The 25,535-nt window shown below is 44.2% G+C and carries 26 protein-coding genes and 1 pseudogene; 5 read left to right on the plus strand and 22 right to left on the minus strand.

The genetic code is table 11. The features are described 5' to 3' along the window. Nucleotides 1–48: 48 nt before the first annotated feature. A complete protein-coding gene (locus GPK81_RS00745) occupies nt 49–390 on the minus strand; it encodes a cupin domain-containing protein (RefSeq protein WP_021976049.1) in 342 nt (113 codons plus the stop codon). A gap of 367 nt (nt 391–757) precedes the next feature. Continuing rightward, nucleotides 758–1,846, minus strand: coding sequence for a hypothetical protein (locus GPK81_RS00750; RefSeq protein ID WP_215706367.1), 1,089 nt, complete (start codon nt 1,844–1,846; stop codon nt 758–760). A 202-nt stretch (nt 1,847–2,048) separates the two neighbouring features. On the opposite strand from GPK81_RS00750, the gene GPK81_RS00755 reads away from it, so the two are divergent. Both GPK81_RS00755 and sstT read left to right on the plus strand, forming a co-directional pair. After that, nucleotides 2,049–3,404, plus strand: coding sequence for an MATE family efflux transporter (locus GPK81_RS00755; protein WP_215706368.1), 1,356 nt, complete (start codon nt 2,049–2,051; stop codon nt 3,402–3,404). 245 nt (nt 3,405–3,649) lie between these two features. Next, nucleotides 3,650–4,852, plus strand: a complete 1,203-nt coding sequence (gene sstT, locus GPK81_RS00760; protein WP_021976052.1) for a serine/threonine transporter SstT — start codon at nt 3,650–3,652, stop codon at nt 4,850–4,852. A gap of 149 nt (nt 4,853–5,001) precedes the next feature. Here the strand turns inward: sstT and GPK81_RS00765 are convergent, their stop codons facing one another. Together GPK81_RS00765 and malQ are read right to left on the minus strand one after the other, a co-directional pair. Next, nucleotides 5,002–5,631, minus strand: a complete 630-nt coding sequence (locus GPK81_RS00765) for a metal-dependent hydrolase (protein ID WP_215706369.1) — start codon at nt 5,629–5,631, stop codon at nt 5,002–5,004. Between the two features lie 222 nt (nt 5,632–5,853). After that, nucleotides 5,854–7,362 (minus strand): 4-alpha-glucanotransferase, encoded by a 1,509-nt coding sequence (malQ, locus tag GPK81_RS00770; RefSeq protein WP_118063393.1) that lies wholly within the window; start codon nt 7,360–7,362, stop codon nt 5,854–5,856. Nucleotides 7,363–7,757: 395 nt separating this feature from the next. Here malQ and GPK81_RS00775 point away from each other — a divergent pair, with 395 nt between their 5' ends. Further along, complete coding sequence (locus tag GPK81_RS00775) at nt 7,758–8,777, plus strand: LacI family DNA-binding transcriptional regulator (protein ID WP_021975850.1); 1,020 nt, start codon at nt 7,758–7,760, stop codon at nt 8,775–8,777. Nucleotides 8,778–8,908: 131 nt separating this feature from the next. Here the strand turns inward: GPK81_RS00775 and GPK81_RS00780 are convergent, their stop codons facing one another. The 14 genes from GPK81_RS00780 to GPK81_RS00845 all read right to left on the minus strand — a co-directional run bounded on the left by GPK81_RS00780 (nt 8,909) and on the right by GPK81_RS00845 (nt 21,792). Beyond that, complete coding sequence (locus tag GPK81_RS00780) at nt 8,909–9,391, minus strand: GNAT family N-acetyltransferase (protein ID WP_215706370.1); 483 nt, start codon at nt 9,389–9,391, stop codon at nt 8,909–8,911. Continuing rightward, nucleotides 9,381–10,685, minus strand: coding sequence for an MATE family efflux transporter (locus tag GPK81_RS00785; RefSeq protein WP_118063389.1), 1,305 nt, complete (start codon nt 10,683–10,685; stop codon nt 9,381–9,383). The genes GPK81_RS00780 and GPK81_RS00785 overlap by 11 nt, the downstream gene beginning before the upstream one ends. Nucleotides 10,686–10,784: 99 nt before the next feature. After that, the gene (locus tag GPK81_RS00790; RefSeq protein ID WP_215706371.1) at nt 10,785–11,789 is read right to left on the minus strand and encodes a U32 family peptidase; all 1,005 of its coding nucleotides are present in this window, start codon (nt 11,787–11,789) and stop codon (nt 10,785–10,787) included. Nucleotides 11,790–11,805: 16 nt separating this feature from the next. Next, entirely contained in the window at nt 11,806–13,185 is a 1,380-nt protein-coding gene (locus GPK81_RS00795) for a hypothetical protein (RefSeq protein ID WP_215706372.1), read from the minus strand. Nucleotides 13,186–13,271: 86 nt separating this feature from the next. After that, nucleotides 13,272–14,144: an FKBP-type peptidyl-prolyl cis-trans isomerase gene (locus tag GPK81_RS00800; protein ID WP_021975855.1), complete on the minus strand. Its 873-nt coding sequence runs from the start codon at nt 14,142–14,144 to the stop codon at nt 13,272–13,274. Nucleotides 14,145–14,216: 72 nt separating this feature from the next. Then, nucleotides 14,217–14,942: a metallophosphoesterase family protein gene (locus GPK81_RS00805; protein WP_118071886.1), complete on the minus strand. Its 726-nt coding sequence runs from the start codon at nt 14,940–14,942 to the stop codon at nt 14,217–14,219. A gap of 100 nt (nt 14,943–15,042) precedes the next feature. Next, on the minus strand, nt 15,043–16,575 hold the full coding sequence (locus GPK81_RS00810; protein WP_215706373.1) for a glycerophosphodiester phosphodiesterase family protein: 1,533 nt from the start codon (nt 16,573–16,575) through the stop codon (nt 15,043–15,045). A gap of 144 nt (nt 16,576–16,719) precedes the next feature. Then, nucleotides 16,720–17,439 (minus strand): aspartate/glutamate racemase family protein, encoded by a 720-nt coding sequence (locus tag GPK81_RS00815; protein ID WP_021975859.1) that lies wholly within the window; start codon nt 17,437–17,439, stop codon nt 16,720–16,722. Between the two features lie 3 nt (nt 17,440–17,442). After that, entirely contained in the window at nt 17,443–18,417 is a 975-nt protein-coding gene (locus GPK81_RS00820) for an alanine:cation symporter family protein (protein ID WP_174088883.1), read from the minus strand. Continuing rightward, on the minus strand, nt 18,390–19,229 hold the full coding sequence (locus GPK81_RS00825) for a polysaccharide deacetylase family protein (protein WP_021976015.1): 840 nt from the start codon (nt 19,227–19,229) through the stop codon (nt 18,390–18,392). Before GPK81_RS00825 ends, GPK81_RS00820 begins: the two co-directional genes overlap by 28 nt. A gap of 2 nt (nt 19,230–19,231) precedes the next feature. Continuing rightward, on the minus strand, nt 19,232–20,089 hold the full coding sequence (locus GPK81_RS00830) for a polysaccharide deacetylase family protein (protein ID WP_021976016.1): 858 nt from the start codon (nt 20,087–20,089) through the stop codon (nt 19,232–19,234). Between the two features lie 242 nt (nt 20,090–20,331). Then, the gene (locus tag GPK81_RS00835) at nt 20,332–21,033 is read right to left on the minus strand and encodes a FadR/GntR family transcriptional regulator (RefSeq protein ID WP_119248175.1); all 702 of its coding nucleotides are present in this window, start codon (nt 21,031–21,033) and stop codon (nt 20,332–20,334) included. A gap of 167 nt (nt 21,034–21,200) precedes the next feature. Next, nucleotides 21,201–21,518, minus strand: coding sequence for a hypothetical protein (locus GPK81_RS00840; protein ID WP_181988225.1), 318 nt, complete (start codon nt 21,516–21,518; stop codon nt 21,201–21,203). Between the two features lie 58 nt (nt 21,519–21,576). Then, on the minus strand, nt 21,577–21,792 hold the full coding sequence (locus tag GPK81_RS00845) for a hypothetical protein (protein ID WP_215706374.1): 216 nt from the start codon (nt 21,790–21,792) through the stop codon (nt 21,577–21,579). Between the two features lie 282 nt (nt 21,793–22,074). On the opposite strand from GPK81_RS00845, the gene GPK81_RS00850 reads away from it, so the two are divergent. Both GPK81_RS00850 and GPK81_RS00855 read left to right on the plus strand, forming a co-directional pair. Further along, on the plus strand, nt 22,075–22,596 hold the full coding sequence (locus GPK81_RS00850; protein WP_021975989.1) for a helix-turn-helix domain-containing protein: 522 nt from the start codon (nt 22,075–22,077) through the stop codon (nt 22,594–22,596). 80 nt (nt 22,597–22,676) lie between these two features. After that, entirely contained in the window at nt 22,677–23,450 is a 774-nt protein-coding gene (locus tag GPK81_RS00855; protein WP_215706375.1) for an alpha/beta hydrolase, read from the plus strand. Here the strand turns inward: GPK81_RS00855 and GPK81_RS00860 are convergent. From GPK81_RS00860 to GPK81_RS18115, 4 genes and pseudogenes are all read right to left on the minus strand, one after another. Further along, nucleotides 23,443–23,955, minus strand: a complete 513-nt coding sequence (locus GPK81_RS00860; RefSeq protein WP_021975991.1) for a hypothetical protein — start codon at nt 23,953–23,955, stop codon at nt 23,443–23,445. The genes GPK81_RS00855 and GPK81_RS00860 overlap by 8 nt on opposite strands. A gap of 15 nt (nt 23,956–23,970) precedes the next feature. Continuing rightward, nucleotides 23,971–24,825 carry a DUF3990 domain-containing protein gene (locus GPK81_RS00865; protein WP_174088879.1) on the minus strand — a complete coding sequence of 285 codons (855 nt, stop codon included), beginning with the start codon at nt 24,823–24,825 and terminating at the stop codon, nt 23,971–23,973. Between the two features lie 214 nt (nt 24,826–25,039). After that, nucleotides 25,040–25,204, minus strand: a complete 165-nt coding sequence (locus GPK81_RS00870) for a helix-turn-helix domain-containing protein (RefSeq protein WP_174088880.1) — start codon at nt 25,202–25,204, stop codon at nt 25,040–25,042. A 94-nt stretch (nt 25,205–25,298) separates the two neighbouring features. Beyond that, nucleotides 25,299–25,460: pseudogene (locus GPK81_RS18115) on the minus strand (IS4 family transposase); the annotation flags it as partial. Nucleotides 25,461–25,535: the final 75 nt, after the last annotated feature.

Below are 25,535 nucleotides of genomic sequence, written 5' to 3' on the forward strand. Positions count from 1 at the left end.
TACTGAAAGCAACGTTCAATCCATAATTATCCAGTTCATTATTCCGTTTTATTTCTCGATTGGAAATACAACAGTCAGAAGCATCTTAAAACGCTCTACCGCATAAACTGCATGAGGAATGGTTGCCGGCATTACCAGAGCTTCGCCTGCTTTGCAGACATGTTTTACACCACCTACGGTAAATTCTCCAACACCATCCAGAACCGTCACCATGGCATCACCTTTGGAATCATGAGTTCCGATCTCCTCACCTTTCTCAAAAGCAAAAAGTGTCACACTGACCGCCTCATTCTGCGCCAGAGTTTTGCTCACCACCTGTCCCGGCATGTACTGGACTTCACCTGCAAGATCTACTACTTTTTCGTGTTCGATGTTTTTAATGTATGGCATATTCTTATCTCCTTTTCTTTGATTATCTTATTTTTGCCGTTAAATCCAATTTGATTCTATTTCCGTTTTCAACTTTGTAAACATATCATAATAATCTGCTTTCGCTTCTGCCACAATTCCCAGCGCAATTTTCTGATTATAAGAATGCGTTACATTAAAGCTTGCTCCGGTCTGTTCCGCACACTACTCTTCTCCTCCGTACGTTCAGAGCAAGTCTGGGAACCGTTCGCTTCGCTCTCTCTGCGCTGCTTCGCAGCTCCGTCTCCCAGACTTCATGGGCGTCCCGCCCATAGACGTAAATAAAGGCAGCCCTACACAAGCAAGCTTGCTACGGTCTGTCTTTACATACGTCTTATTCTCTGAACTGTTACAGAATGTATTTCCTCAATGCACTTCGAAACTCTCCGATCCTCTGCTCGGCAAGTTCTTTCAGTGTGATGTTCTTCATGCTCTCGATATACCCCTGCTCCTGGCGGTAGAGCCATTTGGTGTCGGCAGGGCGGATCTCCTGGTAGTGGTTGTGAGCCAGCCAGTCTTCGTAGCTGATCGGTGTCGGATAGCCAAGTTTCTCATCCAGAAGCTCCTTGAAGTCGATCTTGTCCGCGCGCTCCAGGATTCCCTCCCAGAATTCCAGGACTTCCTCTACATGCTCATGGATCTCATAACGTCTTGCGCCGCCATCGTAGATAATACATTTTTCAAAAAGAGGGCTGCACATGGAAAGTGTCTCTCTTCGAAATTCCGGTGCAACGATTCCACCCTTCCAGTAGAAATCGACATCCGGAAGATTGATCCCGGAAACGCCTTTATCCTGATAGGTGGAAAAAATTCCTTCATAAAATACCGTGATAAATCCTTCAAACTCCGGCCAGAACTCGCGGATCTCTTTTGTCAGGTTCTCAAGAATATCGATTCCCCTGGTTCCTCCAATAGTAAAGATGATAATATTACGAAGTTTTGTCCCACGTTCTCTGTAAAAATCAGTCACATAACGGAGACAATGGATCAGTGTTTCACCACTTGCGATGATATCACCGATCATCAGAGTACTGTCCGGAACCATGGTCAGTTTGCTGTACTTGATCTCAAGCCCTGTCATCTCATCTTCCGCAAAAACACGCTCGCTGGAAAGAAAGCTGATATCATGAACACGGATATGCTCTTTATAACAGGCTTCCTCAAGAGGATAATTCAGCGCCCCTCTTAAGATAGAAAGAATATTTGCAGTGGTAACCTTCTTCTGCTCCTTCAGATAATAAAGCATCTGGCAGGTAGACGGGATCAGACAGTTATATACCTCATATCCTACCACTTCCGGAGTATTCAGAAGCTTTCTTGTCTCTGCCTCTGAAGTAATATAATATTCGTTTACATAATCTCCGCCATCAAGACGATAGCATGCGACACCCTGCTCGTTAAACTCCGGTACCAGACGTACATTGTCCCAGTTATTCATGTGTATTTTTCCCCTTTTTTCAAAGACTTTTCGATTTTTCCATATCTCTCAACAGCTTATGATGAACCACCGGATATGTCAAGTAGAATCTGCCCGAAAAATATTTATTTTACGCGGTTTTCCCCTCTTTACAAACCTTTTTCAACAGAGTATTGTATAACCTGGATGAAGGAATTTTATATACTTTTTATGAGGTAATTTTATGTGTGAAAATGAAAAAAAGAAAACTCATTCCATAGAGATGACTTCCGGTTCTCTCTGGAAAAATATCCTCCTCTTCAGCCTTCCCTTGATGGGGTCTCAGGTGTTGGAGGTTCTTTTTAACTTAAGCGATGTTGCGGTTGTAGGACGGTTTGCGGACTACCTGGCACTTGGAGCTGTGGGTTCCACAACGCTTCTGGTCACTTTGTTTACCGGAATCCTGATCGGCATGGGTGCCGGTGTCAACGTCCGTGTAGCCCACGAACTTGGCGCCGGAAACAGAAAAGGCACGGAAGAAACGATCCATACATCCCTTCTTCTCTGTGCCATCGCAGGTCTTCTGGTCTGTATCATCTGTCTTATGTTTTCCGGACAGATGCTGGCCATGATGAACACAAAGCCGGAACTGATCGACCAGGCTGTTTTATATATGAAGATTTACGCTCTGGGCATGCCTGCCATGGCTGTATACAATTTTGGTAACGGTGTTTTAAGTGCCCGCGGCGATACGAAACGACCACTGATCTATCTTTCCATTGCCGGAGTGATCAATGTTCTTCTGAACCTGTTTTTTGTTATCGTCTGCCATATGGCCGCCGCAGGTGTGGCAACTGCCAGTGCGATCTCCCTGTATGTATCTGCATTTCTGGTTATGAGCCATCTCCTGAGACGAACCGATGACTGCAAAGTATCACTGAGAAAGATCCGCCTTCATCCCAAGGCCTGCAAAGCCGTATTGCTCCTGGGTATCCCTACAGGACTCCAAAACGGTATCTTTGCCATTGCTAATCTGTTCGTACAGGCCGGTGTCAACTCTTTTGATGCAGTCATGGTTTCCGGAAATGCCGCCGCTGCAAATGCAGACTCCCTGATCTATAACGTCATGTTTGCTTTCTATACTGCATGTGCAAGCTTCATCGGTCAGAACTGGGGTGCCGGAAACAAAAAACGAATGCTGAAATCCTACGGCATCAGTATTACATATGCATTTATTTCCGGCGCGATCCTGGGTGGGCTGCTTCTGATCTTTGGCCGGCAGTTCCTGTCGCTGTTTGCTACAGAACCGGCTGTTATCGATGCAGGTATGCAGAGGATCCGGATCATGGGCTTCTGTTATGCCTTCAGCTGTTTTATGGATAGCAGTATCGCAGCTTCCCGTGGCATCGGAAAAAGTATCCCTCCCACCGTTATCGTCATCCTGGGATCCTGTGTATTCCGTATCATCTGGATCTACACGGTGTTCGCACATTTCCAGACGATATCCGCGCTGTATCTTCTTTATATCTTCTCATGGGGGATCACCGGATTTGCGGAAACTCTTTTCTTTGCTATCAGCTTCAAAAAAATACGTACATAACGAACGCAATTCATCTCCACTCTTAATGGTCGGAGTCTTATTGCTGAAAGACGATAACCCGGCGTAAGCAGAACAGCCTTACGCCGGGTTTTTTCATATTTTTCTCCAATTATGTACATTTGTCTTTACAAGGCGGACAAAATTGTATATAATTGCTATATTGTGCTTTTACGTGATGCAGTAGTAATATTCTATTTCAAAGCAGTAAAATGCCCACTCATACAATAGGAAAGAGGAAAGTAGTTATGAAAAACCTGATTCAAAAATGGAACAGCATCAATCTGATCAAGCGTATCATCTGCGGACTGATCGTTGGTATCATCCTCGGACTTGCAATTCCGCAGGCGTCTGTGATCTCCATTCTCGGTGACCTGTTCGTCGGCGCTCTCCGTGGAATTGCTCCGCTCCTGGTGTTCTTCCTGGTAATGAGCTCTCTGTGCCATATGGGAAAGGGCCAGAAAACAAACATGAAATTCGTCGTTGTACTTTATCTTCTGGGAAATGTACTCTCAGCACTGGCAGCTGTTATCTCCAGCCGTCTGTTCCCGATCATGCTGACTTTTTCCGAGAATACAAATACTTCCGACATCACCCCGCCAAGCGGTGTTGCTGAGGTTCTTAAAAACCTTCTGATGAACATTGTTTCCAACCCGGTTGACGCACTTGTGAACGCAAACTATATCGGTATCCTCGCATGGGCTATCATCTTCGGTATTGCACTGAAGGCCGCAAGTGAAACAACCAAGACCGTCATCGAAAACATTTCCGAGGCAACTTCCACAGCAGTAAGATGGATCATCAACCTCGCTCCATTCGGTATCATGGGACTGATCTTCACAACCATCTCCGAGCAGGGACTTGGCGTACTCTTAAGCTATGGCCGTCTGATCTGTGTACTGGTTGGAACCATGCTGTTTGTAGCACTTGTACTGAATCCGATCGTTACTTTTATCTGCACACGCCAGAATCCATATCCGCTGGTTCTTCGCTGCCTGAAAGACAGTGGTCTCACCGCATTCTTCACAAGAAGCTCTGCTGCCAACATTCCGGTAAACATGGAGCTCTGTAAAGACCTTGGACTTGATGAGGATACATACTCCATCTCCATCCCTCTTGGTGCGACCATTAACATGGGTGGTGCTGCGATCACAATCTCCATCATGGCTCTGGCAGCTGCACATACCCTTGGTATCAGCGTAGATTTCCCGACCGCTCTGATCCTCTGCATCCTGGCTGCTGCAAGTGCGGCAGGTGCTTCCGGAGTTGCCGGTGGTTCTCTTCTTCTGATCCCGATGGCCTGCAGCCTTTTCGGAATCCCGAACGACGTTGCCATGCAGGTAGTTGGTGTCGGTTTCATCGTAGGTGTTATCCAGGATTCCTGCGAGACAGCGCTGAACTCTTCCACAGACGTACTTTATACTGCATGTGCCTGCAAAAAGAAAAAATAATTTCACTTACATATTTATAAAAAAGAGCAGATCTTCCATATTTGCGGACATCTTCTTCACTGGTCCTGTCCAGTGAAGAAGACTCACCACAATGGAAAATCTGCTCTTTTTTTATTGTCCTGCACAGTCAAGCGGATATTCTATGCATCCTACATCTGAAAAAACTTCCAGCTCTCACCCATCCGCACAGCCAGATACACGATCTCAAAGATTACCGCCACAGAGCCCAGTTTGAAAAGCAGAGAGTCCACAAAACCTCCTGCTTTACAGAAATCCAATGCAATCCCTCCAGGCAGAGGATACAGGATCCGTACCCGTTTCCGGTTAAAACAGTCCAGTACCAGATGGGACGCAAATCCCACCACAAAATAAGGTACCATCTGTACAGATACCATAGAAAGCGCTCCGCTCAAAATAGCCATAGCCATGATCGAATGCATAAATGACCGGTGCGGCTGATTTTTCCCAAAAGCACAGACTGCAATAAAAATAATAACTCCCATAGCTACCGGTGCCACGGATTTGTCATTGCGGATCTTCTCCCAGATGGAAAAATTGCAAAAATAATTCAGTGCGATCTCTGCTGCCACGAGCAATACCGCGATCAATGTGATCCGATCCGCATCTTTATGGGACTTGGAAGTTCCCACATCAATGTCACTGATCAGTGCTCCAAGCATTCCCGTTCCTGCGGCAAGTACCAGACCGGAAACAGTGGAAGGCTGTGTAACTGCCAGCACTGTTCCGAGTCCGACTGCCGCGTGTGTTTTTCCTGTCATAATTCTCCCCTTAGTAAAAAAATCTGACGCATGCAAAGCAGACATCTCACCTGCATCCCGGCGTCTTTATAAACGAAAAAAGCAGCTGTCAGCCTCCCCCTTTACTGACAGCTGCCTTCACGAAACAGCATTATATCACACAAAAAAACACGATTCTATCTAAAATCTTTCCACTTTCCTCTACGTCCCGTTTAAACGGAATATACCTCACAAATATTCCTTTTAATCGGACCAGTTCATCCGTCCGTAGCGAAGTGCGATCCCGTGGATCTCCTTCTGAAGTTTCGCAGTCAGCTCTCTCCTGCGGATCCTCCATTTCCAGTTCTTTCCTACTGTGGACGGCTGGTTCATTCTGCAGCTGTTATCCAGACCCATGTAATCCTGCATGGGGATCACACAAAGCTTTGCGCTGCTTCTCATCACAAGACTGATAAAACATTTGTACAGATCTTTATCCGGTGTCCAGTTATCACAGAGATAATCTCTGGCAAGTTTACGCTCTTTTACAGTAATGCTCTTCCACCATCCGGCAATAGTCTCATTATCGTGGGTTCCCGTGTATGCCACACTATTCTCCGGATAGTTATGCGGAAGGTAATCATTGGCACATCCGGAATCCCTGGAATCAAAAGCAAACTCAAGGACTTTCATTCCCGGGAAACCACTGTCATGGACAAGCTGGCGAACAGAATCTGTCACATAACCAAGATCCTCCGCAATGACCTGCTTCCAGCCAAGGGCCTGCTCCACTTTGCGGAACAGATCGATTCCCGGGCCTTTTTCCCAGTGGCCGCCAATGGCATTTTCCGCACCGTACGGAATGGAAAAATACTCATCAAAACCACGGAAATGGTCAATTCTTACCACATCATAAAGGCGGAACACGTAACTCAGTCTGGAGATCCACCACTGATATCCTGTATTTCTGTGATAATCCCAGCGGTACAGAGGATTTCCCCAGAGCTGTCCTGTTGCGGAAAATCCATCTGGCGGGCATCCGGCTACAGCTGTTGGCACATTCTCCTCATCCAGCTGGAAAAGCTCCGGATGAGCCCAGGTATCCGCACTGTCCATAGCTACATAGATCGGAATATCCCCAATGATCTGGATACCTTTTTCATTGGCATATTTTTTCAGTTTCATCCACTGTTCATAGAATTTAAACTGCATATACTGCTGGAATTCAATGTCAAAATACAGCTCTCTGCGGTAATAGTCCATAGCGTTTTCCCAGCGGAGACGGATATCCTCCGCCCATTTGGTCCACTCCACACCGCCAAACTGATCTTTCACAGCCATAAAAAGTGCATAGTCGGAAAGCCACCAGTTGTTTTCCGCCACGAATCTCTGATAATCCGGATTCTCGCTGATGTTGCTGTTTTCGTATGCTTTGCGGAGAAGTTTATAGCGGCCTTTGTAAATCTTCTCGTAGTCTACGCTGTCCGCCCTTTTTCCCCAGTTGACTTTCTCGCATTCCTCTTTTGTAAGAACTCCCTCTTCCACCAGAGCCTTCAGGCTGATAAAGTACGGATTTCCCGCAAAAGTGGAAAAGGACTGGTACGGAGAATCTCCGTAGCTTGTCGGGCCAAGGGGAAGGATCTGCCAGTAGCTCTGTCCTGCTTCTTTCAGCCAGTCCACAAAATCATATGCACTTTTTGAAAAACATCCGATACCGTACTCTGACGGCAGGCTTGTGATCGGCATCAGAATGCCGGCTGCTCTTTTATCCATATCTTTTCTCTCCTTATGTTGAGCCCTGCATCTCAGAGCATCTTATCTATTATCCTCTCACGGATGCATATTCATATAATTTACGCAACCGTTTGCGTAAATTATACGTCCATTTTGCATGAAGTGCAATGCATTTTTGTCTTTTCTACCTTTCTTACAATTTTTACATCCTGATTTTGTGCAGTTTTTCATCATTCCAAGCAGAAATCTGTCTGCATCTCACTACCTGATTCTCTGTGCATCTGTTTTTACGCAATTTCATGCAATTTTACGTGCAATATGTTTGACAGTATCCTTGTTATGAACTACAATATCTCTATCAGACTGAGATAAAAAAGCCGGATCAGAGGCATACTTCCGCTTTGATCCGGCATATCCATAAGGAGGCAAATTTTATGGCAGTAACCATCAAAGATGTGGCAGCTCTGGCCGGGGTGTCCCCTTCCACTGTTTCCAGAACCTGCAAGAATAATCCATCCATCAGTGAGGAAACCAAGGAACGTGTACGAAAAGCCATGGCAGAGCTTGGCTATGAGCCGAATTTCCAGGCCAGCAATCTGGCCGCTCAGATTTCCCGCTCCATCGGTATTATCCTGCCTCCGTCACCGAAAGAAACTTATGAGAATTCTTTTTACCTGGAGGCGATCCGTGGAATCAGCCACTACTGTAACGCCCATCAGTATATCAGCACCATTGTCACCGGACAGAATGAAGAAGAGATTCTGACTGCAGTCCGTTCCATGTCCAGAAGTGGTAAAGTGGATGGATTTATTGTTCTTTATTCCCGTGTGAACGACCCTGTCATTGATTTTCTTTTCAGTGAGGGACTTCTCTATATCCTTATCGGAAAACCGGCACAGTACACGAACCACACGATCTATATTGATAACGATAACCTTCTGGCCGGACAGGAAGCCACCGAATATCTCTATGCACTGGGCCACCGGAAGATCGCATATCTGGGTGTCGATAATTCTCTGGTCTTTTCCGCAGACCGAAAAACAGGCTATATGGCAGCTCTTCTGAACCACGGACTGACGGTACAGCCGGAATATTGTATCGAAGTTCCGGGAGTATCCCAGAATGAATTTCAGGAGCTTCGGAAACTGCTTACAGGTAACGACCGTCCAACCGCCATGCTGGTCAGTGATGACATCCTGGCACTTTCCCTGGAGCGTATCTGCATGGAAGCGGGGATTTCCATACCGGAAGATCTGTCCATTCTTTCCTTTAACAACTCACTGTTTGCCAGACTGACCTCACCCCAGCTGACTTCCATTGATATCAATTCCGGACAGCTTGGAATGGAGGCAGCTACGCAGATGATCAGCCATATTGAAAACCCGAACCTTCCAGCTACGAAGATCATTGTGCCCCATCATCTAATTGAGAGGGACAGCTGCCGGAGGATTTAAATGCCTCTGTCGGCGGATACATTATCTTAAACATGATCGAAGCACTTGCGATTTATACAAAAATATGCACCTCCCTTACTGGTTGTTCATCAATACCCAGTCTGAAAAGTGCATATTTTTTTCAATTCTTTCTATAATGCTTTCTCATAACACCAGTACATATGTCCCCAGAGTTCGCACTCTCCCACGCTCTCAAAATTCAGCTTATCATAAGAACGGAGCGCTTTTACATTATCTTTTGCAACAAGGAAATGCACGGCCTGATATCCCCGGTTCTTCAGTTCTTCCATCACGCCCACGAGAAGTTTCCGGGCAATTCCCTGATTCTGAAATTCCTGGTATACTCCCACCCGGGAGACTTCCGCTGACGGCACCATGGTTTTCGACCAACATGTGAGACATTCCACGTTTGGATCATCATCAATGGAAATCACACCTATGATATTCCCGTCATCGTCCCGCATACAGAACAGGGCATCTCTGGAAAAATCAAATTCCACCTCTTTTTCTGTCGGGTAGTCTTCTGTCCACACACAGTAGGGCGTTCCCAGCAACGAACGATATAATTTTAAAACGGTATCTGCCTCTTCTTTTCTTACACGATCAAATTTCATTTTTTAATCCTCTTTTCTCCCCTGCCTTCGCCAGCACAAGAAGTACGACAAAGGTAATGATCTCCGAGCTCAAAAATGAACTCCACACTCCGTTGATCCCAAACAGTCTGGAAAGGATCACCGCACTGATGGCAATGGCGATCACTCCACGCATAAGAGATCCAGTAATTGCCGGAACAGCACGGTCCACTGCCGAAAAATATGCCACCAGCATAATGTTGATCCCTGCGAACAGGAATCCCAGGAAATAAATCCGCAGTCCCACGTGGGCATAATCCAGAAGCTGCTGATTATTTTCACTGTTAAAAACAGCAATCAGGTTATCCGTAAATCCCCACACCACCAGAATCGTCACCGCTTCCAGCACTGCACTGGCGATCAGGCTCCAGCGAAGCAGGCTTTTTACATGGTCACGCTGTCCTTCTCCGTAGCTTTTGCTGATAAGAGGCTGTGCTCCCTGTGCCAATCCGTTAAAGATGGACATTGCAACAAGAGAAAGATTGGCCACCACTCCATAAGCTGCCACGCTTACATTTCCCGCAATTCCAAGAAGCAGCATGTTAAAAATGATCGTAATAATCGCTGAGGAAAGCTCTCCCACAAAAGCCGAAATTCCAAGCTGACAGCAGGAAACCAGATGACGGATGGAAGGCCGTACCCACCGGAATCCCACGTGATTCTTTTTCCCCAGGTAATGGGTGGTACAGATGGCCATGGTGATCGCAGGGCTAATGGCTGTCGCCAGTGCCGCTCCCGCAAGCCCCAGCTTCATAGGGAACATGAAAATATAGTCAAACACAATATTAAACAGACTGGCAGAAATCGCACCGGTCATAGCTGTGGATGTTCCCTGGTCATTTCTTGCAAAAGCGGTAAACGTATAATTGGTCATAAACAGTGGCGTAGTGATCAGCATGATCCGGAGATAACTTTTTCCAAGAGCAGTCAGTCCCGCATCTGCGCCAAGAAGATGCAGAAATTTCTCCGGTGCAAAAATCCCTGTAATGATAAAAGGCACACTGCACAGAACGCTCCAGAAAACAGACTGGAGAAAATAGTGATCCGTATTTTCCCCCTTGGCCCTGTTGATCCCGAATCGGGTGGCCGAACCAATACCGATCATGGCTCCGATGGCATATACCACACCATATACCGGAAGGATCAGATTCAGAACAGCCAGTCCGTCCGCTCCGGAATGAACCGATATAAAAAATGTATCCGCCAGAATATAAACCGATATCCCGATCATACCTGCAATACTCTGAAAAATATACTTAAAAAACTGTTTCAGCATAAATTCGCAATATCCTTTCCTGATTCTGCAAAAGTCTGCTCCTAATATTATAATACCCCACTCAAAACTGCAACTCCAACCGAAAAATATCACACTACATTAGCGATAATAACACTTTCCGCTGCACCCATTGGGAAACATTGTACGTTTTATCGTACACTGGAATTTTTCCTCATTTTCCGCCATTTCCAGAATATCCAGTGCAGTCCGCAGATTCCGGATATCTTTTTCCATGTGATCCACATAATTTCCACGGCCAACCAGCTTGAGATGAGTGATCCCCGCCTGCCTCATCCTGTACAGGGCACATAATCCACAACCGGTTTCTCCACAGAGATAGCCTGTGTCATCATAAGCAGATGGATCTGGCTCCTGCTCCCAGGACCGTTCCTGAAGAATCTGCAACTTTTCCGGAACAACATCACCATCCTGTACCGTTCCAAGCCAGTAAGGCACCCTGCAAAGATATCCCATCTCATCACAATGCAGAGAATTACAGAAAGCTCCCGTAAACTGACACATTTCGTTGAGCACAAAAGCTTCGAATTCCATCCTCTCTTCCGGCCGGATCCCTGTCTGTTTTTCAAAGGCTCTCTGAGATGCGATCACGGACTGCATATCCTGGAATGTATTTTTCCGGTGAAAAATTATCCGCTTCAGCGGAAAACGCCGGAACATTTTTACCATCTCACTGTTCACTTCCCCTGTCTCTCCGCTGAGATGGATCTCGCAGGAAATCCCCCTGTTTTTCAGATAAACAGGAAGTGCCGGATCTGCAAGGATATAGCTTCGAAATCCCAGTTCCATGCACCGTTCTATAATATCCCCGATCTCCGGATACTGTTCTGGAAGATAATACAGAGAATTGAAGGTGAGATGTACCGGCTTTTTATATTTTTTCACCATATGGGAAAGGATCTCCAGCTCACTGTATGCGCCAAGCTGCACATTGTAGCAGAGAACTTCTCTGCGGTTTAACGGCATTATCGTGCCATATTTTTCCGCCCAGGAAAACGGAACATAGCCGCAGAAAAATTCATCTGCTCCTGCCTGCACGAAACGTTCATATTCATCTATGGACCCTAATCCAGCTGTGATTTTCATAGTTCTTTCCTCCCTGTCACAGATTCACAACAATACGGTCCGGTTTTATTCCCTTTATTTTTTTCCACATTTCCGGTGACTCCAGAAGTGTTTTATCCACACCGAACAGAGAGTTATACCTCCCGATCATGTGTAAATGTTCCGGGTAAAGCAACGAATATTTTTCACAGAATTTCGGACAGTGTTCCGCAAGCTGCTGCATACCACGATCTCCTGTGGTGCACAGGGCGTACAGCGGACAATACTGGGATGTATTCGTCTGATAAAAAGGCAGATGAATGCTGTTTTTCCCTGGTGGAAACTCCTGTGGATAACCGCAGGATTCCCATTCATATCTGTGGATATGAAATTCTTTCGCCAGAAAATCCCGGTAAAATTCCGCATTCAGACTGTTGTGCTGAAATAATGCGGTATCTCCGGATTTATATTTCATCCGCGGATCTTTCTTACGTTTATTGAGCAGTGTCCCAAAAACCGGACTTAAATGTGAAGTTTTTCCACGTAGTATCTCCACCATGGCCCAGTCATTGACCACAATTTCCACATTCACCCCATGAACACAACACCAGTTATCCACTTTTTCCAGAAGTTTTTCCACGGACGAAAGCATAAATTCCCGGATATAGGAAAATGCCAGTGTAACCTCCAGGTCTTCCGAACGCATTTTATCCATAATAGAAAAAAGCTGTTCTTCTGTTGGAAACAGGTTATGGCAAAACTGATTTCCAATATAAAATCTTTCCGGTGTGCGACCGGCAAGCCAGCTGTGAGTGAGATAATTCTTCTGCCAGTAAGAAGCCAGAAAATCCTGCAAAGGCTGACACAGGTATTCTTCATACAGAGAAGGGCCGTTTAATTCCAAGGCAAGCTCTGTCCCTTTGTCCAAAAATGATTCTTCTACACTCTGATCTGCATCCGGATTTCGTCTTACAGAACTGGAATTCCCTCCAAACCACAGCTTCTTCTGCTCTTCCAGGCTCTCACAATGCACCTCATCCAGTTCCGCAGGATAACCGGTCAGCGTCTTCGCCAGCTCTCCATCGTCGCCATCCAGTTTCAGACGAATATATCTGCTGTACTCTCCGGCCAGACGCTGAACTTCCTGTACATAGTCTTTCTGTTCTACTCTCACAGAATATTCCCTGAAAAAGGAGCCATCCTTTTCCTGTACGCACCGTTCCTCTGCTTCCAGAGTCCCCGCCACTACGTTCATTTCAAACTTCCGGATCTCCACCTTCCGATACCCGGCTTTTTTCATATCATAAAAACAGATCAGAAAGCACTCCGGTTCCGGACATTCTTCTGCCAGCCGAAACCGGAATCCATCTTCTCCCAGCTCCGTGATCCGTATTTCTTTACTGTCCATAAAACCGGACAGCAATCCAAATGGTATCATAGAAATCCTCACCGGAAAACCCACCTTCCTTCAGACAAAAAGAGAGATGCCATATGCTTCCATACAGCACCTCCCAACACTTCTTATTATTTCACTTCAACTAATTCAATTCTGAAATTCAGCTCTTTACCTGCCATCTCATGATTGGCATCAAAAGTAATAGTCTTCTCATCTTTTGCGTTTACTTTAACCGGGAATGGCTGTCCATACTGGTTGGAGAGATATACCTGCTGTCCCACGGTAAGATCCTCGGAACCTGGAAGCTGTGCGATCTCAAGAGTAAAGATGGCATCCGGATTCGGCATTCCGTAAGCTTCTTCCGGCATCAGGTGCACATCTACCACCTGTCCGACTTCCATGTTTGCAACTGCCGCATCAAAACCTTTGATCATCTGACCGGCTCCGCAGATGAATTCCAGCGGTTCGCCACGGTCATAGGAAGAATCGAACTGTGTTCCATCGTTAAATGTTCCTCTGTAATGGGTACGGCAGGTTTTTCCAACATTAGGACCTGTGATAGCCGGCTGGGAACCACATCCGCCACCACAGTTTCCACAGGAATGTCCTTCCTCATGTCCGCCGCAGGAGTGTCCATCTTCATGGCTTCCGCAGGAATGTCCCTCCTCATGATGATGATCACAGTTCACACCGGTAGATACCAGCTCACCTTTCAGATAAGCCTCTACAGCCGCATCTGCATCACCCTGTGCTCCGGAACATAACTCAATACCAGCCTCAGCAAGTGCACTCTGTGCTCCGCCACCGATTCCTCCACAGATCAGAACGCTGATTCCCTGCTCTGCAAGAAGTCCTGCAAGTGCACCATGTCCGGTACCATTGGAACCGATCACCTCACTGGAAACAACCTTATTATCCTCTACCTCATACACCTTGAAAAACTCAGTTTTTCCAAAGTGCTGGAAAATGTTTCCGTTATCGTATGTTGCTGCAATTTTCATTTATAAAACCCTCCATCAATCAGATATATGTCTCATTAGTATAGCCTGTTACCAATATAAAAGCAAGGATAATCACCAGATCTTTTTTCCCGTTTCCATATCTACAAGATCCAGATAGACCACACGGAACTTTTCGCCAAATTCCTGATCTCTGTGCCAGTGCCCAAAATACCACCGGGTCAGTGAATCATATACCGTCTCACTTACATACTGCAGATAATTCTGCAATTGCCGTTCTTCCATCGCCGAGTGATATCCCCCAAGTGAAGGTATAAGATTTAACGGACAGGTATGTGTAATCACATAATCTACCTTATAGTCACAGGCCTTAAGATTTTTATTTCCATTCTCATAATCTTCCTCAGAGGGAATCTCTTCCTCCCAGTAACTTTTGTTCAGGGTACGATATGCCCTGTCTATGGAAAAAGCTCCTCCAAAACAGAATATTCGTTTCCCTTTCAGACAAAGAACTTCTCCTCGAAGCACATGAATGATCCTGCTTCGGATCATATGGACTCTGGCATTATTCCATTGTTCAACAGGGAATTTATTCAGTGCACGGTGATTTTCATGATTTCCATCCGCAAAAATAATATATCCGTTTATTTTCTGAAGAAACCGGTCTACATCATCCAAAAATACATGCTCATCTCTGTTATCCCAGAATACAAACCCAAAATCTCCGGCAACAAATAATGCATCTCCCTCTCGAAGCTGTCTGGTAATCATCGTTAATGCCGCAGTATCACCGTGCAGATCTCCGGTAATAAGCAATCTTCCTGATATTTCTGTTTCCATACTGTTTCAACTCCTCTACTGGTATCTGTAACATTCTCTGACCTTCCATCTGATGCTCTGCATAACCGTAACAGAAGAATACCTGTCAGCCTCCAGCGTCTTACATCATTCTCTCACAGGTAAGATAATCTGTACCCCAGTTTTTATAGCAGTCTGCAATCCTGGAATCTGTAAACAGCCACAGTGCGACCTTAATATTTTTCGAATGCGCTCTGGCTATTGTAGCTCTGTTGGTACATCCATACTGAGCACTTACGTCAAATTTATATCTGGCACATTCATTCAGCGCTGCACTGGTGATCTGATCCCGGAGTATCCACTGTATGCTCACGGTTCTGTTTATCTGTCTGAGCATGATCAGCGGTTCTTCCTTAAACGAGATCACAACCGGACTTTTTCTGGATTTTTTTATGATCTGGTTAAACTTTGCAACACCATTCTGATCCAGGTTTGATTTGATCTCGATCACCGGTGTCATGGAATATTTATTACAGCACTGAAGATACTGTTCCAGTGTAGGAATAATATTATGCTTATATGCAGAAGCATTTGTTCCTGTAATAACCGGATACTTCTTTACTTCCTGATATGTGAGGTTTTCAATTCTCTTATCAACGCCACACATACGCAGCAGATTAGAATCATGAAAAATCACAAATGTCCCGTCTTTTAACTGTCGTACATCAGTTTCTACATACTTCGCACCTTTCTGTCCTGCAAGACTGAAAGCGGGAAGTGTGTTTTCCGGTGCTTCCAGACTTAATCCTCTGTGCAGGATCGTACCAGAACTTCCACTCAGAGGTGCATTGGATGTACCTGTCTTTTTGTCTCGAACGTATACCTGTATGGTATTTTTTATTTTCTTTCCACCATCTGCCGTCACTGTGATCTTTACAAGGCCGGGAGCCTTTGCTGTAATTTTTCCCGTCCTGGATACTGTAACAACGGAACTGTTGGATGTGGCATAAGTTATTGTTCTTACATATGCATTTCCCGGATGGACAGTTACCTTCAGTATTTTCTGTTCCCCTTTATCCATTACGATTTCTGAAGAAGTCGAAACTGATTTCAGTTCTGCTCCGACAACCACTTCCGCAGATGCAATATACCGGTTTCTTCCCAAAGACACACAGGTTATTTTGACTGTGCCTGTTGTTTTTGGTGTTACAATACCACTGGATGAAACTGTCGCGATTTTTGTATTCGAAGATTTATAAATTGCCACGCTTCCATGCTTTTCCGGCTTCAGCTGTATTGTTTTTCCTGTTTTTGTTTTTATCGGAGTTGTTTTATATCCGGTAAAATCTGTGTATATGAGCTGATTATATGTATACACTTTACAGGAAATTTTTTTTCCTCCATAAACAGCATAAATCTGAACATTTCCCCAGCTCTTTGCGGTGACTTTTCCATTGGATATGGCTGCAAGTTTGGGATTGCTGCTTTTCCACTGGACTTTCTTTGGATCTACTTTTCTTCCATTGTTGTAAACAGACAGCTCTTTGGTTTTTCCTACCTGCACAGAAGCTGTTTTCTGCTCAAAATGAAAACTTTCTGTTGCCGCTGCTGCCGGTACTGAAAAGCAGATCAATAAGATAACCATTGCTATCAGACCTCTGATTTTTTTCCTCATACTGTGGTTCCTCCTAAAAACATTCTGTAAAGTTATTATGCCGTAAATATCGGACATTTACAAGTTTCATATCTCTGTTTTATATGCAAAAAAACACCTTCCGGATCCAATCCGGAAAGTGTTTCTGCTCTGTTGTTTTTCAGTTTATAATTCTACATTGCTGCTGTTTGTAAAAACCGGATAAACTGCCGGAATGTGCCGCATTCCAACTCTTACACATAATTCCGCATACGCAACCGCCAGAAATGCCGGATCAATGATCTTCACCGGAAGTTCCTTTTCCAGCTTTTCTCCATATCCTGCCATTCCAAGACAACCTAAGATGATCCCGTCGGAATGATCTTCCTCCACTGCTTTTTTGCAGACAGCTTTCAGATATTTTTCTGTAGCCTCCGGATTGGTGCGCAGTTCTCCGATCGGAATATCCAGCGCCCGGACTGCTGCCATTTTTTCCCTGGCAATGCCGTTTCGCATCAGACGACGGTAGGTTCTTGGAATATTGATACTCTCGGAAGTCAGCACCGTAAAACGGTTGCAGATCATGCTCGCCGCAGCCAGGCTGGTTTCTCCGGGACCGATCACCGGAATTCTTACATTTTCACGGATGGCATCAATTCCCACATCGCTGAAGCAGTAGATCACAATGGCATCGTATCCCTCTTTTTCCGCACGGATACTCTCCTTTACCATTTCCGCCGCAGCAAAGGCCTCATCTGTATTACAGTCCAGCTCGTCCGGACCTTTTTTGATACAGTCCACGGAAACCTCAGCATCGGAGGAAAGTGCCACTTTCAGCATTTTCTCACGTGCGTCCATGGTTTCTCTGCTCATGGCCTTGTCTGACATGATTACTTTTATTTTCATTTTTTATCTGTTCTCCTTTGCTGCCTCCGCAGTCCATACCTCAGATTCTACTCCGATATCAGATGCCACAAAACGCCTGCCTGGATTTTTCTTATAATTCTCATATGCTTTGGTAACCAGTTTTCTTCCAACCAGAAGTGTCGGGATGTTGACAAAGATCAGGATTACATTGATCAGGTCAGATACATACCACAGGTTATCCAGCTGAAGTCCGGATAATACAGTCAGGGTTCCAAGTGGAACGAAGATCAGCGCTCCAAGGCATCTTGTAAAATAGATGAACTTTTTATTCTTGGAAATCTTGTTTGCAGCGATCTCTGTATAAGTCAGGTCACAGAGAAGTGTTGTAAATGCAAACAGTCCAAATGCAACGACCACGATGATAAATACGATCACATCCAGGATTCCGTCTCCCGGTACCAGCTCCTTGACGGAAGTCAGGAACGTTCCGATCTTGTTTGCCTTCATCACATCCCAGTCAATGGACGGATTATTCCAGATAGCACCTGCAGTTACCACAAAACCAGCCAGAGAGCAGATCACGATGGTATCTACAAATACACCGATGGACTGAATGAATCCCTGCTCGCACGGATGATTGGCATCCGCAATAGAGGAGGCCTGTGTTGCAGTACCCATACCAGCCTCATTGGATAAAAGTCCTCGTTTCAGTCCCTGTGCCATAGCCACACCAAATGCTCCGCCAAAGATAGCGCTTGGTTTAAATGCTCCTACAAATACAGCCGCAAAGAATCCCGGCACTTTTCCGATATTCAGAACGATCAGTACCAGTACGATGAGAACATATAACCCTGCCATAACCGGTACAACCGCATCGGAAAATTTTGTTACGCTTTTGATTCCGCCAAATGTGATAACTGCGATGACCACGATAATGGCAACTGCGATCACATAGTACAGGGGATCTGTTACCTGTGTTGTTTTTCCTGTTACTTCTCCTGCTGATTTTTCAGGCAGTAGTCATACATTTCCTCACCGGTTGTCCACCATACACCATCAAAAGTTTCAATATAATCCAGAAGCTCTTCCAGAAGTCCGATCCTGCCCGGTGCTCCGATGGCTGCCGGATCCAGCTGAAGGACATAACAGAGGCCGTATTCATGGCATCCGAAAAATTCATCCTTCCAGTTGTTAAGAACTCCTGTATAATTTGCGATCCTGCCCTGGCCTGCCGGAAATGCCGGATGATAGTTGAACGCAAAATACGGAAGATCATAGTTTACCCAGTGAATAGGGATCTCCAGGATCTTATCCTCACCCAGATCTTTCCAGTATGGTCTGTCATCATCGCAGAGATTGCTGGAATACACCAGGCCGTTTTTCTTTGCGATCCGTAACGTATCCAGGGTCAGCTCGCCTTCCGGGGAACGAAATCCCTTCGGTGTAACGCCGCATACCTTTTCAATCGCAGCGATTCCTTTTTTGATGGCGCTTTCCTGCTCTTCCTCGGATAATAATGCCATATGCTCATGATGATATCCCAGTGCTGCGATCTCGTGGCCTTTTTCCACAATGGCTTTCAGCTTATCCGGATACTGCTCTGCCACCCATCCAGGAGTAAAAAATGTTGCGCGGATGCCCCGTTCTTCCAGTATTTTTAAGATACGGTCCACGCCTCTTGTCATTCCGTACTGTCCAAGAGACAGTGTTTTCGGCATATCCTTGCAGGTGGGATCTAACTGCAGCCAGAACAGTTCCGCATTCAGGTTGATGGTGATCATGGCGCTGCATTTTTTGTTTTCCGGCCACTTTGGTCTTTCCAGTTTCATCCTTATTTCTCCTCCTGTTCTTGTGAATGGCTTCGATACCAGTCTGATACTTCCGTTCCTGTTGCCACCCAGACATCCTCTTTGGATGTGATCTGCTCCAGCATATGTTTCAGAATCTGGATCCTTCCAGGGGAACCAATTACCTGGGGATGACTCATATAAGAAATGCAAAGCCCCTCTCTGTAATGTCCGCGGAACTCTCTCATAAAATTGTCTTCTACCAGACGATAGCTGGAAATCCTGTCCTGTCCTGCCGGTTCTGCCGGATACATGTTATATGCCATAGCTACGTAATCATCTACTTCCCATTTCGTAGGGATCTCGATAAAATCTGTTTTCTCACCGTTTATGATCGTACGATATGGTCTGTCGTCACCACGCATGGAGCTTGAATAACGGAAGCCTCTCTCATACAGAAGCTGCGGTGTGATCTTTGCCCAGTCACCGGATGGAGTACGGAAGCCTGTTACTTCATGACCGATAAGCTTTTTAAAGATTGCCTGAGTCTTCTCAATGATCTCGATCTGCTCCTCTGTTGTTTTTCCCGCAAATCTCTCATGTGCATATCCATGATGTCCGATCTCATGTCCTGCCTCTGCGATCCTCATGATCACATCTGGATAACGTTCAGCTGTCAGCCCCGGTACAAAAAATGTTGCTTTTACACCGTAACGATCCAGCATATCCAGGATACGGTCTACGCAGCGCTTTGGTCCGTACTGGCCTACGGATAAGGATTTGATGTATTTCTCACCGTTTGGAAGTCCACGGTTTCCGTTTTCCCAGGTGGTATCTCCGTCTACATCGAAGGTAAACATTACCGCACATTTTTTACCTTCCGGCCATTTTAAATTTCCCATTGTGTATTCCTTTCTGTTCTTTCTGGATTGTGAATTATCGTCTGAATACATATTCATTCTTTTTGAATTAATATTTGTTCACTTGGTCACCCACTTGTTTATAAAGAATAGCACCCGAAGGTGCTTTTCGTCAATGGTTTTTTCATTATCCTGTACTTTTTCGCCTGTTTCCGCCCCCGGTCCATGATTTTTTCCAAGCAAAGGCCGGGAACTTCTGGCATTTTAGCTAAATGCATATTTAATCAATTATCCCTCAGCATATCCATCGTTACCTGAAGATGTTCCTGCATCAGCTTCTGTGCTGCTTCCGTATCCCTTCTGCGGATCGCATCAATGATCTGACGATGTGATTCCAGCTCCTGCTTTTCGGAAGTGGCTTCCAGCACATCATAAAACTGCCCATACATCATATCCAAGATCGCATTCAGGACCAGCTCCAGTGTCTGGGTCATGAACATACTGCCGGTTTTTTCCGCATAGAGCTTGTGCAGTTCAAATTCACCGGTTGTAGTTCCGGTTGTCTCGTAGGTATGTTCCACTTTTTTGTAAGCTTTTTCCAGATCATCAATGTCTTCTTCGGATGCGTTACGGATGATCAGCTCCACACCCTTTACTTCCAGAACCTGACGGACTTCATAAGCTTCCAGCATGGAATAGCGTTCCAGATTTTTGCTGAGACTTTCTGTACGTTTCTCGGATCCGTGGCCTGGCTGTTCCCTTAAGAATCTTCCTTTTCCCTGGTGAGAAACGATCACACCTCTGGTTTCCAGAACATGAAATGCCTCTCTTAACACATTCCGGCTGACTTTCAGCTGCTCGATCAGTTCTCTTTCCGGCGGAAGCTTGCCACCTGGCTGGATATGCTTCTCATCGATCAGCCTGTAAAGTTCTTCTACTACTTCTTCATATAATAAAGTCCGTGCGGATTGACTTCTTAATCTCATATATTTCTCCATTCTGTTGATAATTCTGTATCCTTTAATTTTTAATTATAATTGGTTTTTCTACAGTTGTACAACAGAATTTTTACCGGATTTGTCAAATAAGTAAACGGCAGATTCTTTGTTGTGGATCTGCCGTCAATAATACTGTACATGTATTTCATTTTCGATCAGTCGTCGTAGTGATTCCAGTCTCCGAAGATTCCTTTGCTGCTATGGCCTGTTTTATGGCCATTTGCATCATAATGGTTTGCTCCGCCAAATACTCCCGGACGACTTTCTCCTACTTTGTGGCCTTTGGCATCATAATGATTCATTCCTCCGAAAATACCAGGTCTGCTTTCTCCGATCTTATGGCCTTTGGCATCATAATCATTATACCCTCCGAACAATCCGGGTCTGCTTTCCCCAATCTTATGACCATTGGCATCATAGTGATTAATGCCTCCAAATAAACCTGGTCTGCTGTATCCTTCTTTCTTACTCATAATTGTTCCTCCTTTTTTCCAGGCGGTTATTCATAATCCGCGTTTGCTGTTTATTTCCTTATGCTTTTGATGCGATCAGTCCGACAATACCAATAACAAGAAGTATCGGTAATGCCAGGGAGATCAGTCCTCCTGCTACCATTACAAGCAGGATCAATGGCAGGAATACCAGCGTTAATATAAATTTAGATATCCCCCAGGCTGCTTTCAGGCCGAAAAAAAACAGCTTTCCAAAAACTCCAAACATACATATGATAAATAATAACGTCAACATAATTTCTCCTTTTCTCCAGTTATATTTACTGATATAAATTTTGATTTATTTATGATTCCAAGCTTTTCACTGAATTTCGGATCTCTTTCCATTTTTTCCAGGATCCGTATCATCTGCAATCTTCTTGTCACGTCCACACAGCCACCTCTTTCTCTTTGTCGGCCCTTGCTGTCACTCGATGAATCCAGTATAATAGAACCATCTGTAAAAATAAACGTTCTATATGTTGAAATAACTTCATATATTTCCCTATTTTGGAGAATTAACAGAGGAGACTGAACCATGGGGAAACAATCTACCAGAGAAAACAAGACTATTTATCAGCAATACAGAGAAGAACAGGGTCTGACCCGCGAAAAAGCCAGCCAGGAAATGACCGGTGTTTCTGCCTCCAGGATTGAAAAGATCGAATACGAACTGCAGGAACCAACCCCTTACGACATCATCCAGATGGCTGACTGCTATAAGCATCCTGACTTATGCAATTATTACTGTTCTCACAAGTGTATGATCGGGGACCGGTATGTACCGGAGATCGAGGTTTCCGAGCTTTCTACCATTATCCTGGAAACCATCGCTAGTCTTAATGAGATCAACCCTCTCACCAGCCGTCTGATCCAGATCGCCAGAGACGGTAAGATCACCGACGATGAAATCAAAGACTTTGCATATATCAGCCAAAAGCTGGATGAGGTTTCCCTGGCTATTGATTCTCTGAACCTCTGGGTTGATAAAACTGCTAGTGAGAAGAATATTAATATTGAGCTTTTGAATGCCGAGAAAGCGAAGCTTGAACACAAATAAACTTTTCCCCATATAAAGGAAACATTCACATAACATACTTTGACAAATACTAATTTTTTAATAAGAAGGTTTGAAATAAAATGAAATCATACGAAGAATTACTTTCAGATATTGAAGAAGATATGGAACTTATGGGTTCCTCACATATTGTTTATCACGGAGAAGAGGATGGCATTATTACTGATTATGATTACCTTCCATCCGACTCCTGCACGATCTCCATTCCCTTAAAAGAGCTCCAGGAAAAAATCCAGCTGCAGATGCTCTATGACAAAGCTTCCTCTCATACAGCGGAAGCTGATAACAACGCCCCGAAGCTGGCCGTTGTTTTCCCGGGTATCGGATATGGCCCTGATAAATCGCTCCTTTACTATGCAGCTCGCCTTGCCAGAAATCAAGGTTATCAGATCCTGAATGTATCTTACGGTTCTCTTCCCGAAAATGTCAAAGGCGACCGTGCCAAAATGGAACAGGCCTTCGAGCTTGCGTTGAAACATACCGAACAGTTTCTCCAGAATGTTGACTGGCATTCATATGGAAGTATTCTGTTTATTTCCAAAAGTCTTGGCACTATCATATCTTCAGCCTATGCTTCCAGACATGATCTGACAGTGAAAAGCATCCTGTTTACGCCTCTGGCGGATACCTTTTCTTTCTCACTGGCCGGAAGCATCGCCTTCCACGGCACCGCAGATCCCTGGGCCGAAACCGAAATTATCCAGAAGCTGGCACAGCAAAAAGAGGTACCTCTTTTTCTTACAAAAAACGCCAACCATTCACTGGAAACCGGCGATGTGCTGACGGATATTACGATTCTGAAAACTACAATGGAGCGGGTTGAGCGTTTTATTTAACGCCAGCCTGCTCGTTCTTTGTTTTTTGCATTCTTATTTTTTTGAATATTTTATATTGACGTTCCAGTTCCATGTTCTCATCCATTGGCATTTCTTTTGCCTCCAGTATCCTCTCCACAGCCTGAGATGGATCCATGGTATGATATGGAAGAAATAATCCTCTCAGTTCCTTCGGTTTTATAATTTTATAAACCTGTACTGATGTTAACTCACAGATAATCGCAAAATACCTGTAGATATAACCAATCCAGTACATCTCGTTGCGGGTATATTTTACAGTTCCATAATCCGAAACTCCATACTCTTCATCTACAAACTGTAAAATATCATTTGCCTGAATATTACTTTCAAGGACTGACCCATTATCAAGTCTTTTTGCTATTTTACTTTTCATAAATCGCCTGATAAAAATCTCTGAGCTCGACTCCATTTTATCAACAGAGTTTTCAAATGCAGTCGCCTGAAGTTCACACAAAAGCAATCCATCTTTATCTATTTTTCTCATTCATCGGCCACCTCTTTACACCAGGATTTCATCAATATACAGACCCTTTCCTCTGTATTGCCTTCTTGCAAGTTTCACTTTGTTGTCACCTAACTTGGCATCTTCCAATCGTATATTCTTATAATATTCCCTTTCATTGTCTGAAATATAACATCGTTCTATAAGTTTAGCCTGCGATACTGCCTTTTCACTTATAAATATATACTGCATTCCAAGATTTGTTGCCGCAAGACAGTGTTTGCACTGTTCATCTGTAATTTCTCCATTAATAAATGAATTAATAATCTGAAACATACGGTTGTCTGCTATCGGTGCAATTATGTAGTCACAATCTCTGGACTGTTCTGCAAGCATTTTTATTGTTGGATGTTCCTTGTATTCATCTAGCGCCCCCCGATAGTAGGCAATCGTCATCATCCATTCCTGGTCCACTTTATATCTCTTACATTTCAGACTCGTGTCATTGAAACGAATATAATATACCGATGAATGCTCAAATCCTGATACAAATGAGATTGCCTGCTCGTAACTTTCCCCTGTATAAAATCCCTGTCCAAAATCATTGTTACTCCTGCCTCTATAGATATCTATTTCCCCGGTAATTTCACTTTTCGCCCCATGGAAAAGCAATTTCTCATTTTTTTCCAGATCATCTCTCCAGAGCATTTCTTTCAGTTTATTTATTCTTATATTTTTTGTAAATGCAAATCTGTATACATTCTCCAAAATTCTTGCAGACGGAACTGTTTTTCCCAACTCATTTCTTGAAACAGTCACCTGCTCTACTCCAATCTGTTCTGCAAATTCTCTCTGAGAAAGGCCTAATATCGCCCGAATTGATCTCAAATCTTCTGGAAAATTATATTTCATATTTCGATCACCTCAAACTTATTTAAGTAATATTATATGAATAAGTTCAATATAAACTTATTGATATAATATTACTTAAATAAGTTTTTGTTATTATTTTTTATGCTAATGGGATAATATTTCATTGCTTCTATGCCACTTTTTCTTGTATATATTTGTCAGACGCCTATCAATAAGAATTACTTTCTTCTTTTCATAATCTATATGTGCCTACTCACAGTAAATTTCTATTTCTTGAAATTATTTTTTTATAAAACATTAAGGTTGAATTTGGTCCTATGTCAAGATTTTCTGCACATCCACGTACCCCGAGATCTTTGTGATCTTGATAATACTGGATTGCATCAAGTTTAAATTGTTTGTCATGTTGTTTTGCCATATGAGATCCTCCTTCAGCATGTTTCTATTGTATCATGCTTATGTGTATTTGGAATTTCTCATTTTGGCTTGTACTATTTATATTCTAGCATCACTTATGCTACTACAGCCTTGGGATGGAGTGCATTTCGCAGATATTCTGGCAGTCTTGCTTCAAAATCAGCGGTAAAAGCAGTCAGTTGTTCATCGCTGAGTTTTAAAATTTCCTGAAGGCTTGCCATTAAAGCATCCATCAGGATACCAAGTGATCTGGTGAACTACTCGGCAACTGAGTTACCAGAGCATCTGAATTAAGGCGGGATACCGCCTTTTCAGGGTGCGTCCATGACACC

The organism is Blautia sp. MCC283 (genome assembly GCF_018785565.1).
In the GTDB taxonomy this organism is placed as follows: Bacteria; Bacillota; Clostridia; order Lachnospirales; family Lachnospiraceae; genus Blautia_A.